Annotated in this window: 19 protein-coding genes; 5 read left to right on the top strand and 14 right to left on the bottom strand. The window is 68.0% G+C overall.

Features of this window, described 5'->3' with window-relative positions:
- From ACZK29_RS16105 to ACZK29_RS16095, 3 genes are all read left to right on the top strand, one after another.
- On the top strand, positions 1–174 hold the full coding sequence (locus ACZK29_RS16105; protein ID WP_049402330.1) for an oxidoreductase-like domain-containing protein: 174 nt from the start codon (positions 1–3) through the stop codon (positions 172–174).
- A complete protein-coding gene (locus ACZK29_RS16100; protein ID WP_111202547.1) occupies positions 171–788 on the top strand; it encodes a DUF998 domain-containing protein in 618 nt (205 codons plus the stop codon). The genes ACZK29_RS16105 and ACZK29_RS16100 overlap by 4 nt, the downstream gene beginning before the upstream one ends.
- A gap of 78 nt (positions 789–866) precedes the next feature.
- Positions 867–2,213 carry a virulence factor family protein gene (locus ACZK29_RS16095; protein WP_204301856.1) on the top strand — a complete coding sequence of 449 codons (1,347 nt, stop codon included), beginning with the start codon at positions 867–869 and terminating at the stop codon, positions 2,211–2,213.
- Between the two features lie 82 nt (positions 2,214–2,295).
- On the opposite strand, the gene mprF is transcribed toward ACZK29_RS16095, so the two are convergent.
- Positions 2,296–4,860, bottom strand: a complete 2,565-nt coding sequence (gene mprF, locus ACZK29_RS16090) for a bifunctional lysylphosphatidylglycerol flippase/synthetase MprF (protein ID WP_478446236.1) — start codon at positions 4,858–4,860, stop codon at positions 2,296–2,298.
- Positions 4,861–5,052: 192 nt separating this feature from the next.
- On the opposite strand from mprF, the gene ACZK29_RS16085 reads away from it, so the two are divergent.
- A complete protein-coding gene (locus ACZK29_RS16085) occupies positions 5,053–5,400 on the top strand; it encodes a RidA family protein (RefSeq protein WP_049426796.1) in 348 nt (115 codons plus the stop codon).
- A 149-nt stretch (positions 5,401–5,549) separates the two neighbouring features.
- Here the strand turns inward: ACZK29_RS16085 and rnfB are convergent, their stop codons facing one another.
- The 9 genes from rnfB to ACZK29_RS16040 form a co-directional block, all read right to left on the bottom strand.
- Positions 5,550–5,963 (bottom strand): Rnf electron transport complex subunit RnfB, encoded by a 414-nt coding sequence (gene rnfB, locus ACZK29_RS16080; RefSeq protein ID WP_053091925.1) that lies wholly within the window; start codon positions 5,961–5,963, stop codon positions 5,550–5,552.
- 24 nt (positions 5,964–5,987) lie between these two features.
- Positions 5,988–6,578 (bottom strand): HAD family hydrolase, encoded by a 591-nt coding sequence (locus tag ACZK29_RS16075; protein ID WP_049426797.1) that lies wholly within the window; start codon positions 6,576–6,578, stop codon positions 5,988–5,990.
- Positions 6,579–6,654: 76 nt separating this feature from the next.
- Positions 6,655–8,736, bottom strand: a complete 2,082-nt coding sequence (gene metG / locus ACZK29_RS16070) for a methionine--tRNA ligase (protein WP_111202550.1) — start codon at positions 8,734–8,736, stop codon at positions 6,655–6,657.
- 102 nt (positions 8,737–8,838) lie between these two features.
- Positions 8,839–9,282 carry a DUF2147 domain-containing protein gene (locus ACZK29_RS16065; protein ID WP_049426799.1) on the bottom strand — a complete coding sequence of 148 codons (444 nt, stop codon included), beginning with the start codon at positions 9,280–9,282 and terminating at the stop codon, positions 8,839–8,841.
- Positions 9,283–9,690: 408 nt separating this feature from the next.
- Positions 9,691–10,095, bottom strand: a complete 405-nt coding sequence (gene gloA2 / locus ACZK29_RS16060; RefSeq protein WP_111204460.1) for an SMU1112c/YaeR family gloxylase I-like metalloprotein — start codon at positions 10,093–10,095, stop codon at positions 9,691–9,693.
- Positions 10,092–11,162, bottom strand: a complete 1,071-nt coding sequence (locus ACZK29_RS16055) for a serine hydrolase domain-containing protein (protein ID WP_111204459.1) — start codon at positions 11,160–11,162, stop codon at positions 10,092–10,094. The genes gloA2 and ACZK29_RS16055 overlap by 4 nt, the downstream gene beginning before the upstream one ends.
- A gap of 16 nt (positions 11,163–11,178) precedes the next feature.
- On the bottom strand, positions 11,179–13,119 hold the full coding sequence (locus ACZK29_RS16050; protein WP_111204458.1) for a DUF885 domain-containing protein: 1,941 nt from the start codon (positions 13,117–13,119) through the stop codon (positions 11,179–11,181).
- Between the two features lie 95 nt (positions 13,120–13,214).
- Positions 13,215–14,000, bottom strand: coding sequence for a queuosine precursor transporter (locus ACZK29_RS16045; protein ID WP_111204457.1), 786 nt, complete (start codon positions 13,998–14,000; stop codon positions 13,215–13,217).
- The gene (locus ACZK29_RS16040; RefSeq protein ID WP_111204456.1) at positions 13,997–14,680 is read right to left on the bottom strand and encodes a DUF502 domain-containing protein; all 684 of its coding nucleotides are present in this window, start codon (positions 14,678–14,680) and stop codon (positions 13,997–13,999) included. The genes ACZK29_RS16045 and ACZK29_RS16040 overlap by 4 nt, the downstream gene beginning before the upstream one ends.
- A 76-nt stretch (positions 14,681–14,756) precedes the next feature.
- Between ACZK29_RS16040 and ACZK29_RS16035 the strand changes: the two genes are divergently transcribed.
- Positions 14,757–16,073 (top strand): hypothetical protein, encoded by a 1,317-nt coding sequence (locus tag ACZK29_RS16035; RefSeq protein WP_459047184.1) that lies wholly within the window; start codon positions 14,757–14,759, stop codon positions 16,071–16,073.
- An 8-nt stretch (positions 16,074–16,081) separates the two neighbouring features.
- On the opposite strand, the gene ACZK29_RS16030 is transcribed toward ACZK29_RS16035, so the two are convergent.
- The 4 genes from ACZK29_RS16030 to ACZK29_RS16015 form a co-directional block, all read right to left on the bottom strand.
- Positions 16,082–16,798, bottom strand: coding sequence for a hypothetical protein (locus tag ACZK29_RS16030; protein ID WP_111112137.1), 717 nt, complete (start codon positions 16,796–16,798; stop codon positions 16,082–16,084).
- A 47-nt stretch (positions 16,799–16,845) separates the two neighbouring features.
- Positions 16,846–17,298 (bottom strand): DUF4442 domain-containing protein, encoded by a 453-nt coding sequence (locus ACZK29_RS16025; protein WP_111204454.1) that lies wholly within the window; start codon positions 17,296–17,298, stop codon positions 16,846–16,848.
- A gap of 72 nt (positions 17,299–17,370) precedes the next feature.
- On the bottom strand, positions 17,371–18,996 hold the full coding sequence (locus ACZK29_RS16020; protein WP_111204453.1) for a CHASE2 domain-containing protein: 1,626 nt from the start codon (positions 18,994–18,996) through the stop codon (positions 17,371–17,373).
- Positions 18,993–20,648 carry a FecR family protein gene (locus ACZK29_RS16015; protein WP_459047183.1) on the bottom strand — a complete coding sequence of 552 codons (1,656 nt, stop codon included), beginning with the start codon at positions 20,646–20,648 and terminating at the stop codon, positions 18,993–18,995. Before ACZK29_RS16015 ends, ACZK29_RS16020 begins: the two co-directional genes overlap by 4 nt.
- Positions 20,649–20,754: the final 106 nt, after the last annotated feature.

Here is a 20,754-nt window from a genome sequence, read left to right as displayed (position 1 = left end):
GTGTCCGTCCCTGATCCCGATCCCCGCCCGCTGCCCCCCGAAGAGCCCGGTCCCAACGAGTGCTGTGGCAGCGGCTGTCCGCTGTGCGTGCTGGATCTGTATGCCGATGAGCTGCAGCGCTATCGCAAGGCGCTGGCCGAATGGAAGGCACGGCATCCGGAGGCAACGCCATGAGCCGTGCACGCCCGGCGGCAGTGCTGGCACTGGTGGCGTTGCTGCTGTTCGTCGCCACCGCGCTGTGGACTCAGTTCGCACGCAGCGATCTGGACTGGGTGCGGGCCACGCTCAGCCTCTACCTGCACGGGCCGTGGGGGTTGGCGCTGCGCGCTGCATACTGCCTGCTGGCGTTGGCCATCGCGGTTCTCGGCATGGCGCTGTATCGCGGCAGCATCGGCCCGCGGCGCAGTGCGGCGGCGCCGCTGTTGTTCACTGTCTCTGCACTGGGGCTGGCGACGGTCGCCATCGGTGACAGCTGGCTGCCTGGAGCGACTCCGCTGCTTGCACCGTTCATCCATGGGTTGGCGGCCAACACCGCGTTCCTGTGTGCCAGCGTGGGCATGCTGCTGCAGGCCTGGTACCTGCGCCGTGAACCGGGCTGGCAATCCGCAGCCGGCCTGCTCTGGGGCTGGGCCTGGCTGGCGTTCGTACTGCTGTGGCTGCATGTGTTGTGGCGCGCCGGCCCGCCGCGCGGGCTGGGCCAGAAGACCGTGATCGTCGTGATCGTGGGCTGGCTGTTGTACCTGGCCCTGGCGCTGTACCGGCGCAGCCGCCGTACCGCGGCCCACTGAATCCCCAACGGCCTGCGCCGGTACGTGCCGTGCACGCGGCGGCGGCGTATCGTGTGCGCATTCCATCGGGGATGCGATATGAAGCGTGCAGGGCTGGGCAGGGCAATGGGTGTGGTTCTGGCGCTGGCAGCGCTGCCGGCAATGGCGGCGGCCAACGTGCAGCAGTTCAGCCACGGGCGGTTCGAGCAGATTCCGGTGCACATGCCGGCCGGCACGCCGCAGCGGGTGGTGATCTGGTTCCATGAACCCACCGCCGGTAGTGATACCAGCCGCCTTCCGATCGAGGCCCTGCGTGCCGATGGCGCGATGGTCGCTGCCGTGGACATCGCGCACCTGCGCGGCGTGCTCAAGCGCGAGGGTGATCCGACCTGTTCGTTCGGTTCCGGCGACGTCGAGAACTTCTCGCGCTGGTTGCAGGCCTCCCTGCATCTGCCCGGCTACCACCTGCCGCTGGTCGGTGGTGATGGCGAAGGCGCCGAGATGGCCTACACGCTGGCCGCACAGGCCGACACCCAGGTGTTCGCTGGCCTGCTGACCACCGGCTTCTGCCCGGACCACAGCCACGAGCGCATGGTCTGCGGCGACGGTGTGAAGCACAACAAGCTGCAGCCTGCCGAGTTGAATTTCCCGTGGCTGAGCGCCGCCGGCGACCATGGCTGCAGGGTTGGCGAGGCCAGCCGCTTCGTGCAGCAGGTGGCGATGGCACGCGAGTTCAAGCGCACCGCACGCGGCGATGCTTCACCGGGCCTGGTGGCGGCGGCGCGGGTGATGGGCGCGCAGACAGGCGTCAGCCTGGCACCGCCTCCGGCCGCGCTGAAGGGCCTGCCCGTGGTGGAGATACCCGCCGCCGGTAATGGCGACACGCTGGCCGTGTTCGTTTCCGGCGATGGCGGCTGGGCCGGCCTGGACAAGGACGTGGCATCGTCGCTCAACGAGCATGGCGTGGCCGTGGTCGGCATCGACTCGCTGCGCTACTTCTGGAGCGAGCGCACGCCGAAGGGCTTCGCCACTGACCTGCAGAAGATCATCGATCACTACCGCCAGCAGTGGCATCGCGACAAGGTGATGCTGATTGGTTTCTCGCAGGGCGCCGACGTGCTGCCGGCCACCATCAACCAGCTTGATGCCGGCACCCGTGAGACGCTGGACCGTATCGTGCTGCTGTCGGTGGGCAAGAAGGCTGACTTCGAATTCCATGTCAGCAACTGGCTGGGGGGGGGCGGCGACGGCCTGCCGATCGCGCCGGAAGTGGCGAAGCTTCCGGCGGCGAAGACCCTCTGCGTGTATGGCGACAAGGATGATGACGCGCTGTGCCCGGACCTGCCGGCCAACGACGGCGTGCAGAAGGTGAAGCTGCCGGGCGACCATCACTTCAATGGTGATTACGACCGCCTGGCCGAAGTGATCCTCAAGGGCGGCGCGTAAAGCGGAGGGCGTGCGAACCAACGGTTCGCAGCCACCAGAGCGAGCCGGTAGCGCCGGGCCATGCCCGGCGACAAGCGGGGCGTCAGTTCCGCCGCGGGTCCAGCGAGATCAAGCGCGTGGCATCCAGCAGCGCGGCCGGCAGATGCATGCCGCCGGGTGCTGCCAGATAGCGCGGCCGCCACTGCGGGTCGAACTTCGACTTGAAGCGGCGCAGGCCACTGAATCCATAGAAGCGTTCGCCATGCCGCGCCAGCAGGCCGGCCAGCCGGTTCCAGCGCCCAGCCAGGCGATGCTGGGCCAGCCCGGACAGCGGCGCCATGCCCAGCGAGAAACGCGCATAGCCCTGTGCGCGACCCCACAGGAACAGCTCGATGAACAGGAAGTCCATCGTGCCTTTCGGGGCCTCGTTGACGTGGCGCATGAGGTCCACCGACAGCTCGGCACCGGCCGGTGCCTGCCACAGGTTGGCGAATGCCACGATCTGGCCCTCGGCTTCGACCAGTGCCACCGGGAAGCGCGCCAGGTAATCCGGATCGTAGCTGCCCAGCGAGAAACCCTTCTCGTCGCCGGCCTTGTCTTCCAGCCACGCGTTGGAGATCGCGTGCAGGCGCGGAAGCAGGCTGGGAACCTCTTCCACCGGTGCCACGCGGAACGACAGGCCGCCGCGCTTGCCGCGGTTCCAGGCCTGGCGGAGGTCGGCGCGTTCGCGGCCTTCCAGGCCGAAGTCGTGCAATGGCACGATCGCTTCCTCGCCCAGCTTGACAAGGCCCAGGCCAAGGTCGAGATAGGTCTGCCAGTAGGTCTCACCGATCTGGTAGAACACGGGGCGCAGGCCGAGGCGGTCGGCTTCCTCGCGGAAGCGCCAGATCAGCGCGCGCGCGACCTCGGGCGGGCCGACCGGATCGCCCATCGCGATCAGCGATCCGCCGTAGCGCTGCATCATCACGAAGCCCTGCTTCGCGTCATCGCGCAGCACCGCCTTGTCGGCGGTCAGCACCAGGCAGGCCTGGGTGTCGGTGGCACCGGCCAGGACCGGGGCCAGTGACTGCAACGTGGCTTCGTCGGCCGGTGGCAGCGGGCTGCGGGTGCTGTGCAGCAGGCGCGCCAGGCCGAACATCACCAGCGCGATGGCCACCACCAGCAGAGCTCGCAACGCGCGCGGTGCGTTGCCGGACACCGCGAACTGCCACCACAGCTCATTCTGGTATTCGACATGGCTGTAGGTGAAGAACAGCAGCCAGGTCACCGCCACCAGCACCAGGCCCAGGTTGCGCAACCACGGCCACGACCAGGCTTCATCCAGCAGCGCACCCTGGCGGTAGAACTCACGGCGTGCGGCCCACAGCGCCATCGCCACCAGCACTGCCGAGACGGCGATCAACGGTTGGCCACCGCGCAGCCACAGCGGCAGCGGGGTGACCACGCACACGGCCATCGCCAGCATCCACGCCGCGTGGCTGCGCCGGGCCAGGCCCTGGCCGATCAGCAGCAGCGCGACGCCACTGAGGCTGCCGATCAGGTGTGAGGTTTCCAGGATCGGCAGCGAGGCGTTCACCAGGTGACGGCGCGGCGTGGGCAACGTGCCGTCGATGACCAGTGCAGCACCGATGCTGAACACTGCCAGCGCGATGATCTGCGGAAGCCACGGCCGCAATGCGTTCCAGCCGGCACGGGTTGCACCGGCACTGGCCTGCAGCGGTTGCCGCAGCGCCGGCGCCAGCGCGAGCAGGGTCGCCAACAGCAGCGGCAGCACGTAGTAAGTGACGCGGTAGATCAACGCCGCAGCCAGCACCGCAGCCGGTGCGACCTGTGGCAGCAGCTTCAGCAGGCTCCATTCGAACACGCCGAGTCCGGCGGGCACGGTCGAAACCAGTCCGGCCAGCACCGCGACCAGGTACAGGCCAACGAAGCCGGGCAGGCCGGTCGGCGTCGAGTCCGGCAGCAGTACGTAGAACGCGGCGCTGGCCAGCACCAGTTCGATCACGCTGAGCACAGTGACGCCGATCATGGTGCGGCGGTCGGGCAGCCACAGCGCATGGCCGAACACGCTGAACTGACGCCCATCGCGGCCGACCAGCAGCAGGGTGGCCGCATAGGCCAGCAGCGCGACGATGCCGACCACGCGCACCGCATCCGGGTCCAGTGGCAGTGCAAGTGCCGCGGCCGCCGGTTCCATGCACAGCGCCACGCTGATCAGCAGCCAGGCGCCGAATACGAAGCCGAGCGTGCTCATCAGCACGACCTGGCCGATCTGCGCCAGGTCCAGGCCGGCGGTGCGGTAGCCGCGCAGGCGCACCGCACCGCCGGTGAGCGCGGCAAAGCCCACGGTCTGGCCGAGCGTGTGCGCCAGGAACGCCGTAATGCCGATGCGCGCCGGATGCACGTGGATACCGCTGCGGCGCAGGCCGATGGCATCAAAACCGATCAGGCAGGCATAGCTGGCCAGGCCCAGCAAGACAGTAAGCGCGATCTGCATGCCACTGAGCTGGTGGAAGGCATGGCGGATGGCGCGGTAGCCGTTCTCATCGAACTCGTTGGCCAGGCCGTGCAGCGCCAGCGCAAGGATCAGCAGCGGGACAACGATGGTGAGGACCCGCTTCCATGCCGGGGTGGAGGGAGCGGTGGCGGGAGCGGTGGTTTCGGTCATCGGCGCGAGCGTGCGTCAGGGAGGGCGAGGGCGGCGTCAATGCAGCCGTGGCGCATCGTGCGCCTGTCGTCGCCATTTGACCAGCGGGCGTGTCGGCGCCCGGTAGTGAGGTGTCGCGCGGGGGACCCGTGCACCCATCGTTGACTGGATTGGAGGACAATGCAGGCCTGATCACCCGCAGGAGCCACGCCCATGATGGAGCGTTACGACGTCGGACCGCGCATGTCCGAAATGACCGTGTACAACAAGGTCGCCTACCTCTCCGGCCAGATTCCGGAAGATACCAGCCAGGACATCACCGGGCAGACCCGGCAGGTGCTGGCCGAGATCGACAAGCTGCTGGCGCTGGTGGCCAGTGATCGCCAGCACGTGCTGCGCGCCGAAGTATTCCTGGCCGACATGGCCGACTTCGACGGCATGAACAAGGCATGGGATGAGTGGGTGGTGGAAGGAGCGACCCCGGCGCGCGCCACGGTCGAGGCCAAGCTGGCCCACGCCGAGTGGAAGGTCGAGATCGTAGTGACGGCGGCAGTGCCGTAACGGCAGGGTCACCTCCCAGCAGTGGAGGAGGGGGTAGAGTCGACTGTTGGTCGACTGTCGCGCGCAGCGCGGGGTTTTGCGCCGCCGGAACGAAGAGCAGTCGACTAACAGTCGACTCTACCCCGCCGCTCCGCCGGTTGGTCCGGTGGCTACGCTGGCACCAGCTCGATGCAGTCCACCGGGCAGGGCGGGATGCACAGCTCGCAGCCGGTGCACAGATCGGCGATCACCGTGTGCATGTACTTGGCGCCGCCGACGATGGCGTCCACCGGGCAGGCCTGGATGCACTTGGTGCAACCGATGCAGTCGGCTTCCACGATCAACGCCACCTGCGGCGCCTTGTGCTCGCCGCGCGAGCGATCGAACGGAATCGCCGGTATGCCCAACACCTGGGCCAGCGCGCGTGCACCGGCATCGCCACCCGGTGGGCAGCGGTCCACGCCTGCCTCGCCACGCGCCATCGCCTGCGCATACGGGCGGCAACCGTCGTAGCCGCATTGCCCGCATTGGGTCTGCGGCAGCAGGCGGTCGAGGCGTTCGGTCAGGGGCGGGATCAGGCTCATGCGTGGCGAAGGCTGCGCGTTGGGTTACTTCAGGGGTTTGCCGCGGAACCAGCGCTCGTGGGCCAGCGCCAGCATCGGCTTGTCTTCGGAACTGTCACCGTAGGCATGGATGCGCACGTAACGCGACAGATCGAACTGGCGACGGATGTGCTCGACCTTGCGTGGTCCGCAGTCGCCACCGGCATAGCGGCCGGTCAGGCGGCCGTCCTGGCTTTCCAGCCGGTTGCAGATCAACTGCAGGCCCAGCTGCTCGCACCACGGCCGCAGGTACAGGTCCAGCGAGCCGGACACGATCACCACGGTGTGCTGCTGTTCCTTGTGCCAGCGGATCTGCTCCAGCATTTCCGGGCGCACCACGTCGGGCAGGAACTCGCGCGAGAAGCCGGCAGCCAGGGTGGCGATGTCGTCACTGTGGCGGTCGCTGAAGGTCAGGCGGGTGACGCGCGCGCGGATGCGTTCGGCCGAGATCAGCTTCAGCTTGTACGCGAGGAGCCACGGGCCGACCTTCCACCACGCCTGCGCCAGTTGTTCGGCGGTGGCCACGCGGCGCAGGAAACGGCCGTAGGTATCGCAGGTGGTCACGGTGTGGTCGAAGTCGAACAGCGCCAGTTCCATTCCGTTGCCTCCCATCGCGTTGCCCCGTGGCCGGTGCCGCCGGCGGGCGTGGCCGCAACCACGCCCGCTGCAGGCATCAGCGGACCGGCATGCCCGGCTGTGCGCCGCTGTCGGCGTCCAGCAGCGCCAGCGCGCCACCGTCGAAACCGGCCGACAGGATCATGCCTTCGCTCAGGCCGAAGCGCATCTTGCGCGGGGCCAGGTTGGCGATGAACACCACGCTGCGGCCGACCAGCTTCTCCGGCTCGCCGTAGCTGGCGCGGATACCGGAGAAGATCTGGCGCTTGCCCAGTTCACCGGCATCCAGTTCGAAGCGCAGCAGCTTGTCCGAACCGTCCACGAACTCGCAGACCAGCACCTTGCCGATGCGCAGGTCGAGCTTGGCGAAATCGTCGATGCCGATGTAGGCCGGGGCGTCGGCGCTGTTGGTTTCTTCCTTGGCCGGTGCCGGTGCGGCCGGCTTGACCGCTTCGGTCTTGGCGGCGGGGGCGGCGGCAGCGGCCGGCTGCAGGGTGTCCTTGGAGGCGTCGATCATGGCGTCAATCTTCTTCGGGTCGATACGGGTGAACAGCGGGGTGTAGTCGGTGATGCGGTGGCCCAGCAGCGGCTGCGCCAGCTCGGTCCAGTCGTTGACCGGCGCGGCCAGGAAGGCCTCGGCCTGTGCGGCGGTGGCCGGCAGCACCGGCTTCAGGGCGGTGACCAGCACGCGGAACAGGTTCAGGCCCTGGCTGCACACGGCCTGCAGCTGCGCGTCGGCGCCTTCCTGCTTGGCGATCACCCACGGCTTGACGTCGTCGATGTAGCGGTTGGCTTCGTCGGCCAGGGTCATGGTCAGGCGGATCGCCGCGGCCGGGTCGTTGCGCTCGTAGGCTTCACGGATCGGCGCCAGGCCGTCGACGAAGCGCTGGTACTGCGCCGCATCGGGCAGCTGCGCGGCCAGCTGGCCATCGAAGCGCTTGCTGATGAAGCCGGCGCAGCGGCTGGCCAGGTTGACGAACTTGCCGACCAGGTCGGCGTTGACGCGGGCGATGAAGTCACCCAGGTTCAGGTCGAGATCGTCGACGCCACCGCCGGACTTGGCCGCGTAGTAGTAACGCAGCGCTTCCGGTTCCAGCCCGGCGTCGAGGAAGGTGCGCGCCATCACGAAGGTGCCGCGTGACTTGCTCATCTTGGCACCGTCCACGGTCAGGTAGCCGTTGACGTGCAGGCGGCTCGGGGCGCGGTGGCCGGTGCCGTGCAGCACCGCCGGCCAGAACAGGCCGTGGAAGTTGACGATGTCCTTGCCGATGAAGTGGTGCAGCTCGGTGCTGGTACCGGCGCGCAGGTGCGCTTCGAAGTCCTCGCCGAGCCTGCCGCACAGGGTCTGGAAGCTGGACAGGTAGCCGATCGGCGCGTCCAGCCAGACATAGAAGTACTTGCCCGGCTGGCCGGGAATCTGGAAGCCGAAGTACGGCGCATCGCGCGAGATGTCCCACGCGCGCAGGCCACCTTCGGCATTGAGCCATTCTCCGAGCTTGGCCTTCACGCCCGGCAGGGCGACGTCGCCGGCCAGCCATTCGCGCAGGAACGCGTCGAAGTGGCCCACCTCGAAGAAGAAGTGCTCCGAATCGCGCATTTCCGGCGTGGCACCGGAGATCACCGAACGCGGCTCCTTCAGGTCGGTCGGCGCATAGGTGGCGCCGCACACTTCGCAGTTGTCGCCGTACTGGTCGGGGCTGCCGCAGTTCGGGCAGATGCCCTTGACGTAGCGGTCGGGCAGGAACATGCCCTTGGCCGGGTCGTAGAACTGCGCCACCGAACGACGGCTGATGTGGCCGGCCGCTTCCAGCTTCAGGTAGAACTGCTCGGTAAGCGCCTTGTTGGCCGCCGAATTGGTCGAGTCGTAATGGTCGAAGGCGACGCCGAACGCGGCGAAGTCACGTTCGTGGCTGGCCTGGATGTTGGCGATGAAGGTTTCCGGGGTGACCCCGGCCTTTTCCGCAGCCAGCATGATCGGCGTGCCGTGGGTGTCGTCGGCGCAGACGAACCAGGCCTTGCCGCCGCTCATTCGCCGCGCACGCACCCAGATGTCGGCCTGGATATAGCCGACCAGATGGCCCAGGTGCAGCGGGCCGTTGGCGTAGGGCAGGGCGGTGGTGACGAGCGCGGTACGGGTCATGGTCGCGGGGTGAAGCCGAGGGGAACCGCAGAGTATCGCATGCCCGCAACGAGGTGACCCGGCCGGGGCCGGGTCACGGGGATGAAGCGGGGGCCGGGGCGCTTATTCGCGCTGCCAGGTCTGCGCGCGGCAGATGAAGGCGATGCAGCCGGACACGTCAAGCCTGGTGCCGCCGGGCTGCAATTCCATCTTCGACTTGTAGGTCTTGCCATTGGCCGGATCGAGGATGGTTCCGCCGGACCACTTGTTGGCGCCGTCGGCCTTCAGGTTCCAGAGGATGGTCATGCCCTTCACCGGCTTGTTCTTGTTGGCGCCTTCACAGCCGTCACAGACCGGGTTCGGGCCCTTGTCCGAGTGCAGGATGTCGACCACCTTGCCGGTCAGGGTGCCGTTGGCGGCCTGGGTGATCTCGACGATCGACTTCACCTTGCCGGTCTTGTCGTCGATGGTCTTCCAGCGGCCGGCGGCGCCATCGGCGGCCTGCGCCGAGAGCGCGGCCAGGCACAGCGGCAATGCCAGCAGCAGGGTCTTGAAGGTCTTGCGCATGGTCCCCTCCCAGGGTTCATTCCGGCACGATGCCTGTACGGGTCGACTGTATACCCATTCGGCGGGGTATGGGGAAGGGGGGCGTTGGCCGGGTTGCACCCGGCACCCGCAGAGGCAACGGCAACAGCCGAAGCAACAGCAACAGCGGGCTATCCGTGGGATGGCGGGGCGGTGTGGGTGGGCAGGACACGCCGTAAACCCATCCCTGGGGGCTCGATGGCGCCATCCGTGGCGCCAACGGTCCTGCCCACCCACACCACCCCACTTCTGACAGATTCCTGCGACTGTGGGTAGGTGTTGACCTTGGTCGACACGGTAGATCCACGCCATGCGTGGATGGCGTTTCCGGTGGCGGCGATGGGGTCAGATCCCTTTTCCGACGGAAAAGGGATCTGACCCCGAGGGGCATCAACCGACTTCGTACAGCTCCAGCGGCAGGCCGTCCGGATCGGCGAAGAAGGTGAAACGGCGGCCGGTGTATTCATCCACGCGGATCGGTTCGCAGTCCACGCCGTGGCTGGCCAGGCGTTCGATGAACGGCTCCAGCGCAGCGACCCGGAACGCGAGGTGGCGCAGGCCCTGGGCTTCGGGGCGGCTGGGCCGGGGCGGCGGCGCGGGGAAGGAGAACAATTCCAGCTGGCTGCCATCGGGCAGCGCGAGGTCCAGCTTCCAGGAGTCGCGCGCGGCGCGGTGGTTCTCGGCCAGTACACGCAGGCCGAGGATCCGCACGTAGAAGTCTTTCGAACGTGCGTAGTCGCTGCAGATCAGTGCGGTGTGGTGGATGCCCAGCAGGGCGTCGGAAGCAGCGGTCATTGCAGGGTGTCCAGCCAGCGCTGGGCAATCTTCAGCGCCAGCGGATAGGGTTCGGGGTCGTTGCGGTTGGTCAGCACGATCACGGTCAGGTGCTTTTCCGGGTGGCGCACGATCACGTTGCGGAAGCCGATGCTCTCGCCGCTGTGCCATTGCACCGGACCGTTCAGGCGCCAGCCGAAACCGTAATGCGGCACGTCCGGTTCCGATGTGGTCGTGGCCGGGCTGAACATCGCGCGGCGCGAAGCCTTCGACAGCAGGCGGTCGTCATACAGCGCGGCGTCCCAGCGGGCGAGATCGTCCAGCGAGGAATAGATGCCGCCATCGCCGAGCACGGCGCTGGTGGTGCTCTGGTCGGTGCGCTGCCAGCGGCCGTCGATCCAGCTGTAGCCATAGGCGCGTGCAGCCACCGTGTCGACTCCGTCCTGGTGGGCCACGGTGTGGGCCATGCCCAGCGGCGCGAAGATGCGCTGCTGCAGGAAGGTGGCGAAATCCTGGCCGGATGCGCGGCCCACGATCAGTGCCAGCAGTGCATAGCCGCTGTTGCTGTAGCGGTACTGCGTGCCCGGTGCGAAGTTCAGGCGGTCCTGGCGCGACAGCAGGTCCAGTACATCGGCATCGTGTACCTGCCGTGTGTCCGCCGGGTCCATCAGGTCTTCGTAGTCGAGCAGGCCGCTGGTGTGCGACAGCAGCTGGCGCAGGGTAATGGCCGCTGCGGCCTGCGGCAGTTCCGGAAGCCAGCGCCGCGCCGGCTGGTCCAGCCCAAGCCGGCCGTCTTCCACCAGCAGCAGCACCGCCGCAGCGGTGAACTGCTTGCTGACCGAGGCCAGCCGGAAGTTGCTGGCGGCGGTCACGGCAGTACCGTCTTCCACCACCGCCAGGCCATAGCCGCGACGGAACACCGGTTGCCCGTCGTGCAGTACCAGCACTGCGGCGCCGGGCACCTGGCCATCGTAGGCCTGCATCAGGCCGTCGATACCCGCATCCGGTGGGGTCAGCACCGGTGCGGCGGAGGTGGCCAGCGGCAGCAGGCCCAGCACGACGGCGAGCAGGACGACGGCAGGGCGCATGGCGGCTCCGGAAGGGTCAGGGTGAAGGCGTGGACGTAGCGCTGGCCGGCTGCGCCATCCAGCGCTCCATCTTGCGGTCCAGCACGTCCAGCGGCATTGAGCCGTCCTTCAGCAGTTCGGCATGAAACCGGCGCAGATTGAAGGCTGCACCCTGGCGTGCCTTGGCCTTGTCGCGCAGGGCAACGATGGTGGTCAGGCCAGCGACGTTCGACAGAGCCTGGCCGGGCTGGGCCATGATCCGCTCGACTTCAGCGTTGGCATCATCGCTGCTCATGTCCACCGTCTTCTGCAGGTAGGCCACGGCCTGCTGCTTGCTCCAGCCCTGTGCATTGACGCCGGTGTCGGCGACGACGCGCGCGGCGCGCAGCAGGCGTGAGTACAGGTAGCCGATACGGTCGTAGGGATCGGTGTAGACGCCGAGGTCTTCACCCAGCGTTTCGGCGTACAGGCCCCAGCCTTCGACGAACGCAAGATCGCCACCGAGGCGACGGAAGCGCGGCAGCTTGGCCAGTTCCTGCTGCAGGCCCAGTTGCACGTGATGGCCGGGAATCGCTTCATGCAGGTACTGCACCGGCACGCTCCAGCGCTTGCGGCTGGGCAGGTCGCGGGTGTTGATGTACAGCACGCCCGGCTGGCCGGCCGGCGACGGCTGGTAAGCGGCCGCGGCGGCGGTCAGCGCACGTTCCGGTTCCACCGCACGCACTTCCAGTGCGGACTTCGGCAGCGTATCGAGCACCTGTGGCAGGCGCGCGTTGACCTGCTGCTGCACCTGGCGGTAGCGGCTGATCAGCGCATTGGCATCGCTGTACTGGAACTGGCGATCGTTGCGCATGCTGCGCAGCAGCTTGGTCGGTGTGCCGCGCAGCTTGGCGTCCTTCATCACCGTGGCGATCTGTGCCTGCAGTTCCTGTACGCGTTGTTCGCCCAGCGCGTGCAGCTGCGCGGCGGTCTGGTCGCTGGCGGTGGTCTGCACGATCAGGTTGGCATACCAGGCCTGGCCGTCGGGCAGCGCGCCCATGCCGCTGCTGGCGCGCGTGGCCGGCAGGTACTCGGTGGCGATGAAGCCGCGCAGGGCGCGGTAGGCCGGCATGATGCGCAGCTCGATCATGCGCTTGTATTCGGCGCTGATGCGCGCCTTGTCTTCGGCCGCGATGGTGTTCGGCATGGTGCGGATCGGCGACCAGAAGATGCTCTCTTCAGCGGTCGGCTTGATCACCGCATCCAGCTGCGGCAGCACCTTTTCCATCAGGTCGCGCGGCTGCACCACGCCGGCCTTCATGCCCTGGCGCATGTTGTCGATGGCCTGGTCGAACAGTTCGGGAATGCCGAGCGAGCGGCGCGACCAGGTGTCGTAGTCCTGCACGGTGTTGAACGGCTGCGCGCCGGCGCCGGAGCCGAGGATCGCCATGATGCTGCCGATGTTGTAGTACTGGCTGATCGGCATCATCCAGCTTGGGTAACGCTCGGCAGCCAGCGAGGCGCGCGCGTCACGTACGAAGATCTCGTAGCTGAGCAGGTCCTGGCCCTGCAGGCCGTCGCTGCCGAGTTTTTCGACCTTGCCCAGCCACTGCGTGGTGAAGTCGTGCGACTGCTGGCGCCAGGTGGCGGACAGGATGTTGGGCAGCTGGTCGTTGTAGCGCGGTTCGCCCTGGAACGTGGCCTGCAGCGGGTTCAACCGCATCGAGGCATCCCAGTACTCGTCGTACAGGCGCTCCAGCTGTACCTGCTTGGGCACGGCACGGGCCGGTGCGACCGGACGCGGCGCAGCGCGGCGCGCCGAACTGCCACGGGCCGGTGCGGTGGCGCGGGCGGGCCTGGCCTTGGGCTTGGCGGCCTGGCGGGTCTGCGCAGCGGCAGGGCGGCTGGCCTTCTTCTTCGCTGCTTCAGCCGGCGGCACGGCACTGAACAGGAACAACGCGGCAATGGCAGCGGCCAGGACGCGGGGGGAATAAGGCATCAAGAAGCTTCCGTGGAACACAGACCGTGGAGCTTGCACGATCCGCGCGCGTACGGCCAGCGTGAAGGCGCAGTCAGCTTGGTGGCGCTGGGGCTTCAGTCAGCCGCGGCCGCGGCACGCAATGCCGCCGCGCGATCGGCGCCCAGGTAACGGGTGATCGCACGCCGCATCAGGTACAGCAACGGAATCAGGGCGATCGCAAAGCCCATCTTGTACACGTAGTTGACGCTGGCGACCGCAAGGAACAGCGAGGTTGGCCAGTGCTGCGGGCCCAGCACGAAGGCGATCCAGATCACCACGAAGCTGTCCACCACCTGCGAGACTGCGGTGGAACCGGTCGCGCGCAGCCACACATGGCGTTCGCCGGTGGCCTGGCGGATGCGATGGAACACCGCCACGTCGATCAGCTGGCCCAGCAGGAATGCCACCAGCGAACCGGCAATGGTCCACATGCCCTGGCCGAACACGGCTGCGAATGCGGCTTGGTAATCGGGCACGCCGTGGCCGTCCATCGAGGTGACCCACCAACTGGCCGGCGCCAGCGAAATGGCGGCGAAAGCGAACAGGAAACCGTAGCCGATCAGCACCACCGCCAGCCACGAGATGAAGCGCACGCCGCGCTTGCCGAAGAACTCGTTGATGGTGTCGGTCATGATGAACACCACCGGCCATAGCAGCGTACCGGCAGTGAAACTGAGCGAGCCGGTCTGGCCGAACAGGTTCCAGTTCAGCGGATCGATGCCGAGGGTATCTTCCAGCGCGAAGATCTTCACGCCGATCAGCTCGGCCAGCACCGCATTGCCGCAGAAGAACGCGGCCAGCACGATGAACAGCAGCACCGCTCGGTCCTGCAGCGGGCGCTCGATCGGCGCGGTGGTCATTCGCTGCGTTCGCCGGCGCGCGTGAACGGAACGCTGGACGGTGCGACGGCGCCGCCGGAAATGATGAAGCTCATGGCCTGGTCGACGGTCCAGTCGGTGGGCGTCAACAGCTCCACCGGCACGATTTCCAGATAGCCCGAGGTCGGGTTCGGCGTAGTTGGTACGTACACCGCAGCCAGTTCACGGTCGGTGCCGTGTTCCTTGATCACGCGGGTGACCAGCCCTACCGACTTCATGTCGCGGTGCGGGAAGTCGATCAGCACCACGCGCTGGGTGCTGCCCGGCTCGGTCTGCAGCATGTCCAGCAGCTTCTTGGCGCTGTCGTAGATGATGCTGGCCAGTGGAATGCGCTTGATCACCGCGCCGACCCAGCGCAGCAGGCGCTGGCCGAGCACGCGGCGGCTGGCCACGCCCACTGCCAGGATCACCAGCAGGGTGGCCAGCAGGGCGATGGTGTCCTGGATCCACTCGGCACGGACCCAGCCGAGGTAATGCGGGAAGCTTGTCGCGATCTGCTCGGAAAGCGGCACCACCAACGGGCTGGAGATGCCCGACAGCAGCACGAACACGAACTTGACCACGACCCAGGTCAGCCAGATCGGCAGCAGGGTCAGCAGGCCGGTCAGGAACAGGCGCTGCAGGGAGGGGCGGGGGACCAGGGCGGGGGCTTCGAGCGACATGCACGCATTGTAGCGGTCACTGGCGGTCGATTACGCTGGCGGATCGACTGCGGCAACGCGCCATGGAAGGGAAGCTGTGTTGAAGATTCTGCGCGGACTGGGATGGACCCTGGCGGGCCTGCTGGTGCTGGCCATCGTAGTGTGGTGTGCCTCACGCATGTGGCCGGTGCCGGAATCGCGGTTGCAGGCGCAGCAACGGCTGGAGGCGCGGCTGCCGGCGAACGGGCGCAATGGTTATCCGCTGTTGTGGACACTGGCTTTTGACGATCTGGATGCCGGCCAGCGCGAGCAGGCGTTGGCGGAGGATGTGCGGCGCTGGGACGCCGACCCGCACGGTAACAGTGTTACCCACCCTCATCAGGCCGCCGGCCATGAAGGATTGCGATCACGGGCGGCCGCCGGTTGCGGGCCTGCGGCCCGCGATTGCCTGGCCCAGGTACGCGCCGACCTGCAGCGTTTCGTCGACGCCCATGCGGGCCATCACCAGTTGCATGCGCGGTTGGATGCGCTGGCCGATGCGGACCACTTCGTGTCGCCGTTCCAGCCGAAGCGGGAGGGCATCCTGGTGCCGATGCCGACCTACGGGCTGGTGGTCGATGCCACCAGCGCACGCGCGCTGGCGTTCGTACAGGGCGACATCGACGGTGCCCTGCGCGGCAGCTGCCGGGGAGTGCAGCTGGGCCGGCGGCTGGTACCCGGTGGCAGCTATCTGGTCGACAGCATCATCGGCGCCAGCCTGGTGCAGGCCAATGCGCAGCTGCTGGCCGACATGCTGGTCGAACTGCCTGCCGATTACCCGCTGCCGGCCGAATGCGAACAGGCCATGCAGCCGATGCGGGCCGACGAGCAGAGCCTGTGCCGTGCGATGCAGGGCGAGTATGCGATGAACCAGGTGGCGATCGAGACCTCGGCGCGGGAATTCGGCGGCGTGCTGGTGCTGGACCGCAGCAGCACCCTGGCCCGTGCGGCCGGCAATCTCGGCTGGGCCTGTGGCGCGGCGGCGAACGCTGCGCTGGAGGCGGACCGTCCGTTGCCGGTACCGGCGCCGCCGCAGCGTGACTTCGGTTGCCTGTCGAACGTCATGGGTTGCCTGTTGACCGACATTGCGGGCCCGGTCTATCCGGCCTATTCGTCGCGCCCCCAGGACGCGGCGGCGATGCTGCGCCTGCTGGGCGCACAGCGCTGGCTGCGGCAGCAGCCGGGGGATCCGGTGGATGCCCTGCAGCGGTTGCCGGCGCAGTTCGCCTCGCCGGTGCGGGCGCCGCAGGTGTCGGCGGATGGCCGCCATCTGCAGGTGCCACGCCGCTCGCCGTCCCGCAGCAACGACGAAAGCCCGTGGCTGTCGGTGCCGTTGGTGGCCGGCGCCGGCTCAACGTCCGCTGCCCGCGACTGAGCCGCAGGTCAGTCGTCGCCGGCCTGCGGATCGAACGCCCAGCCATCACCAACGGTCTGCAGCGTCCAGCGGCGGCTGCCGCGCAGTGGCTGCCAGCGCACGCTTTCCTTGTCGTCCTCGATGCTGCCCTCGGTATGCTTCACCTTGCGCGTGGAAAAATTCACGCTCACCGAGGTGGCCTGTCCTGAATTGCGCATCACCGAGTTCTGGTCGTAGCCGATCAGCGCGAAGGCATCGTCCTGCCAGCGGAAGGTGAAGGCGGTGGTACCCATCGACCAGCTTCCCGCGCTGGAGAAGGAAAACAGCGCCACCCTCAACGTGCCGCGCTGGATGCTGACACCGCCATCTTCAAGCGGGTCGCTCATCACCGGGTTGTCCGGGCGAGGAATCAGCTGGTGGTCCTGCACTGCCAGCACATAGCCGGCCGGGCGTGACCACGCCACGGCGAGAATGCGCGGGTTGCTGTCGTAAGGGGATGGGCCGAAGCCATCGTGCTCGATGACATTGCGCGGATCCTGCTGGCGCAGCACCAGCACCAGGTCCGCGCGGCCATCCCGGTCGAGATCGCCTTCGATGCTGGACTCCAGCGTCCAGCCCTCGGGTACGAAGCCGGCGGCAGTGGCAGCCTGGGCCGGCAGCGTCGGGTACTGCACCGGCGGCAGGTCGAGTGCATGGGCCGCGCACGGCAGGGTGCTCAGCAGTGCTGCAAGGGTGTAGGGACGCATCGGAGCCTCCATGGCAGGGGGCCAGAGGATAGCGCCTGTGCGGTGGATCAGCGCGCGTGCGGCTTCAGGCGCAGGTACACCTGCTTGCGGACCTGTGCGACCACCTCGCCGCTTTCATCCACCACGTCATTGCTGAACCAGCGCAACACCTTGTCGCCGCTGGCGGCTTCGGCGCGAAGTTCGCCCAGCAGCGCGTCGTCGATGCGGAATGATGTGCGTACGGTGCCACGGCCGGGCTTGAGGAAGTCGATGGCGCCTGCGCGGTCCCACACGTAGTAATCGCGGCCGAGGATGTGCAGCAGGCCGAGCATCCAGAACGGATCGGTCATCGCGAACAGGCTGCCACCGAAGTGGGTGCCAACGTAGTTGCGGTTCCATGGCCGAAGGCGCAGCTCGACATCGATCTGCCGGTAGTCGGGGGTGATGCGGGTGACGTGGATGCCGGTGAACAGGAAGGGCGGCCAGAGGTTGATGCCGAAGCGGAACAGGCGGGCGTTCATGCGGATCCGGGGGCGCTGGGCGAGGTGCCCAGTCTAACCATTCGCATGCGTATGTTGCACCTGGGGCGCTGGTCACGCGCCGCCGTCGATCACATACCCGTCGCGCCCATTCGCTTTGGCCTGGTACAGCGCTGTGTCGGCCCCTTCGACGAAATGGTGCGGTTGCAGCTCGCCGTCCGGTACCCGGGTGAACACGCCGACGGTGAGCGTCACCCGGTCGTCGCTGCCATCACCATGTACCGGCAACGCACGCACGCAGTCGATCAGGTCCTGGATGACAAGCCGCGCGCCCTCGGCCGGGGTATCAGGCAATACCAGCGCGAATTCATCGCCACCGTAACGCGCGGCCATGTCGCGCGGGCGCCGCGCATGCGCGCCGATCAACCGGGCGACGTCCCGCAGCACGCGGTCGCCGACCTGGTGGCCATGGCGGTCGTTGTGGCGCTTGAAGTGGTCGACGTCGATCAGCGCCAGGCTCAGTGGCTTGCCGTTGCGTCGCGCGGCGTCGCATTCCTGCTGCAATGCCTGTTCGAAGCGCAGGCGATTGCCAAGGCCGGTCAGTGCGTCGCGGTTGGCCTGCCGGTGCCAGGCCGAAATCCGCCAGATCGCCCAGGCCAGCAGTACCAGCACGATGCCCAGCAGGGCGGTGGCCGGCGCCCACCAGAGGTTGCTGGTGCGCAACAGCAGCCAGCTCAGCAGAGGGGCAAGCGGCAGCGAACACAACGCCGCCAGCCACGGCAGGCGCAGGCCGAGCAGGATCACGCACAGCGCCACCAGCACGGCACTGATGGTGTGCTGCCATACGCGGGGCAGCACCTCGATCTGCTTGTGCTGCAGCAGCATCGAGGCGATGTTGGCCTGGTACTCACTGCCGCTCATCCAGAATTCGCGGGTGGTCGGGGTCAGCAGGCGCGGCGCGATGCCGCTGGCGGTCATGCCGACGATGATGCGGCGGCCATGCAGCATCGCCATGTCCACGTGGCCATCGAGTACGTCTGCGTAGGAAACCTGCGGCAACTGCTCGGGGGGGCCGGCATAGCGCACCCGCACGTAGTCGTTGCGCCGCCATTGGTAGGGCGAACCCACCTCGGGATCAGGGTCGGGCAGGCCGTGCACCGCGCCGGCGGGCAGGCCGGTCAGGGCCAGCCCGAGCGCCGGCCAATGCGCCTTGCCGATGCCTGCATGCAGGTAGATGCCGCGGGCGACGCCGTCACTGTCCACCTCAACATCGGTGTGGCCGATGGCGGCGGCACTGGCCGCGATCTGCGGAACCGGCAGCATTTCCTCGGCCATGCGATCACCGGCTGCAGGTGCGGCCAGCACCGGCAGCACCACCCGGCCATTGCGACGGATGGCCGCGGCCAGCGCCTCGTCCTGGCGGCTGTCGCGGCGGTCCGGCTCGGACAGCATCAGGTCCAGCGCGACCCGTTCGGCACCGGCATCGGTCAGGCGATCCAGCAACCGGGCGTGGACCGAGCGCGGCCACGGCCATTGGCCGATGCGTTGCAGGCTGCCTTCGTCGATGGCCACGATCAGCACGCTCGGATCGGGTCGATAGTCCCAGCTGCCGACCATCGCGTCGTAGGTGGCCTCGTCCTGCCGCCACAGCCATTGGCCCTGGCTGGCGACGATGGTCAGTATCCCGGCCAGCATGGCCAGCAGGATCCGCTTCGACCACGGCAGCGGCGAGCGCCTCACAACAGCAGCCACAGCAGCAGGGCACCACCGCCGGTGCCATAGCAGAGGCGGCACGGCAGGGCGATCTGCTGCGCAGGCGAGAACTCTCCGCCATGGCCGTCATCGTCGATGTACTGCACGCGCACGTGCAGGGTGCCGCGCCACGGACGCTTGAAGCTGACCTGCGGTTCGGCCACGGTTTCGTCGACCAGCGGTGCCTTGAAGTCGCCGCGGCGGTCGACCTGCACACGATAGCGCTGGCCTTCGCTGCCGGCCTGCCAGCGCAGGGTCAGTTCACCATGCGCTGCCTCGGGCGGTTGCAGCGCAGGATCGACCGGTTCGTTGCTGAGCTGCAGCGGCAGGGCCTGGCCATAGCGCCCCTGGTGGCCGTTGGCATCGCGGGAGGCGACCCGCCAGAAGTAGTGACCCGGCGGCAATGGCTGCGCCAGACGGAGATCGGTACCGGTGCTGGTCTGTTCCTGCAGTGGCTGTACGAAGGTGGAATCGGCCGCGATCTGCAGCACGCTGCTGCGCGCACCGGGGGCCTGGCTCCAGCGGAAACGCGGGCGGTCGCTGTTGATTGTCTGTCCATGCAGCGGGGCCAGGGTCAGCGGCGGTGGGGGCTGCTCGCTGAGTTCGAAGTCGGCGCTGGCGTCGATGCCTTCCACACCCTGCGCATCGACCGCGCGCAGCAGGATGCGCAGCTGGCCCGGCGGCAGATCGCCGATGGCCAGGCGGGTATCGGTGGTGGTGGCAGCGAACAGCAGGATCTCCGGCGTGGCGGCCTGTACCACTTCAACGCGGTAATGGGCGGCGCCGGTGACCGGAGTCCATGCCAGCAGCGTCGGCAACGGGGCCAGGCGCAGTTCATCGCTGCGCAGCTGCGGTGCCGGCAGCAGCGCGGAGACCGCATCCGGCGCGGCGTCGGCGCTGGCGCTGCGGGTGGCCTGTCCCGGCTGGACCATGCGCTGGCCATGGGTGTTGCCGACCTGCACCTTGCCCTGCAGGACCTCGGTGGCCGCGACATCACGACCGTCGCCGGCACTGACCCGGAAGACGGTACCGCGCACGCTGCTGGTGGCGGTGGGCGCATCGATGATGTAGCGCGATGCCGGGCCGCGCGCGGGCGTCACCCGATTGCTGGCGCGGCCCTGCTGCAGGCGCAGGCGGGTGTCGACCATGCCGGTGTGGCCATAGCGGCTGAGCTGGTCCAGGCGCAGGCGCGAGTACTCGCGCAGCTGCAGGCGCGAGGCATCGGCAAATTCCAGCGTGACGCTGGATTCGCCCTGGGTCTGCACGGTGTCACCGATGTGCAGCTGCTCGCCGGCCTGGATGGCGCGGCTGGCGCTGCCGTCTCCGCCGGACAGTTCGACCTTGCCGCGGACCGAGAGCACCCGCGCCGGCGCCGGTTCGGTGCGCAGCCAGCTGATGGGAAAGCGCAGCAGCTGGCCGGGCGGCAGCCGGTAGGGGTTGTCGATGCGGTTGTGCTGCTGGAGCTGTTGCCAGCGCACCGAGGGTTTCAGATACACGCCACCCAGATCCCACAGGGTGTCGCCGGGACGGACCCGGTAGTTCCAGTCCTGCGCGGCGGCGATGGCCGGCAGCAGGAGGAGGGCACAGAACAGGGCGCCCTGGAAGCGCATGGCAGACGACAGCGAGCGGACGAAGGTCACAGTTTTGCAATCCCGGCAATGCGGGGGTGCAGCTGCAAGACCCCATGGCCCCGACCTCATCCCCCCGAACGGATCGTGGCGGCCGTACGGCCGCCATCGCGCGCAT

The sequence above is a fragment of the Stenotrophomonas sp. 89682_Sma genome, from assembly GCF_056481405.1.
The sequence above is the reverse complement of the archived record's forward strand: the minus strand, read 5'-3'. Positions and strand labels throughout refer to the sequence as shown.

Bases quoted from the DNA above. Each gene is read 5' to 3' on its own strand.
- ACZK29_RS16045 (WP_111204457.1), bottom strand. From the start codon at position 14,000: ATGACCACCGCGCCGATCGAGCGCCCGCTGCAGGACCGAGCGGTGCTG.
- metG (WP_111202550.1), bottom strand. From the start codon at position 8,736: ATGACCCGTACCGCGCTCGTCACCACCGCCCTGCCCTACGCCAACGGC.
- ACZK29_RS16055 (WP_111204459.1), bottom strand. From the start codon at position 11,162: ATGCGCCCTGCCGTCGTCCTGCTCGCCGTCGTGCTGGGCCTGCTGCCG.
- ACZK29_RS16085 (WP_049426796.1), top strand. From the start codon at position 5,053: ATGATGGAGCGTTACGACGTCGGACCGCGCATGTCCGAAATGACCGTG.
- ACZK29_RS16030 (WP_111112137.1), bottom strand. From the start codon at position 16,798: ATGCGTCCCTACACCCTTGCAGCACTGCTGAGCACCCTGCCGTGCGCG.
- ACZK29_RS16075 (WP_049426797.1), bottom strand. From the start codon at position 6,578: ATGGAACTGGCGCTGTTCGACTTCGACCACACCGTGACCACCTGCGAT.
- ACZK29_RS16095 (WP_204301856.1), top strand. From the start codon at position 867: ATGAAGCGTGCAGGGCTGGGCAGGGCAATGGGTGTGGTTCTGGCGCTG.
- gloA2 (WP_111204460.1), bottom strand. From the start codon at position 10,095: ATGACCGCTGCTTCCGACGCCCTGCTGGGCATCCACCACACCGCACTG.
- rnfB (WP_053091925.1), bottom strand. From the start codon at position 5,963: ATGAGCCTGATCCCGCCCCTGACCGAACGCCTCGACCGCCTGCTGCCG.
- ACZK29_RS16040 (WP_111204456.1), bottom strand. From the start codon at position 14,680: ATGTCGCTCGAAGCCCCCGCCCTGGTCCCCCGCCCCTCCCTGCAGCGC.
- ACZK29_RS16050 (WP_111204458.1), bottom strand. From the start codon at position 13,119: ATGCCTTATTCCCCCCGCGTCCTGGCCGCTGCCATTGCCGCGTTGTTC.
- ACZK29_RS16065 (WP_049426799.1), bottom strand. From the start codon at position 9,282: ATGCGCAAGACCTTCAAGACCCTGCTGCTGGCATTGCCGCTGTGCCTG.
- ACZK29_RS16100 (WP_111202547.1), top strand. From the start codon at position 171: ATGAGCCGTGCACGCCCGGCGGCAGTGCTGGCACTGGTGGCGTTGCTG.
- mprF (WP_478446236.1), bottom strand. From the start codon at position 4,860: ATGACCGAAACCACCGCTCCCGCCACCGCTCCCTCCACCCCGGCATGG.
- ACZK29_RS16025 (WP_111204454.1), bottom strand. From the start codon at position 17,298: ATGAACGCCCGCCTGTTCCGCTTCGGCATCAACCTCTGGCCGCCCTTC.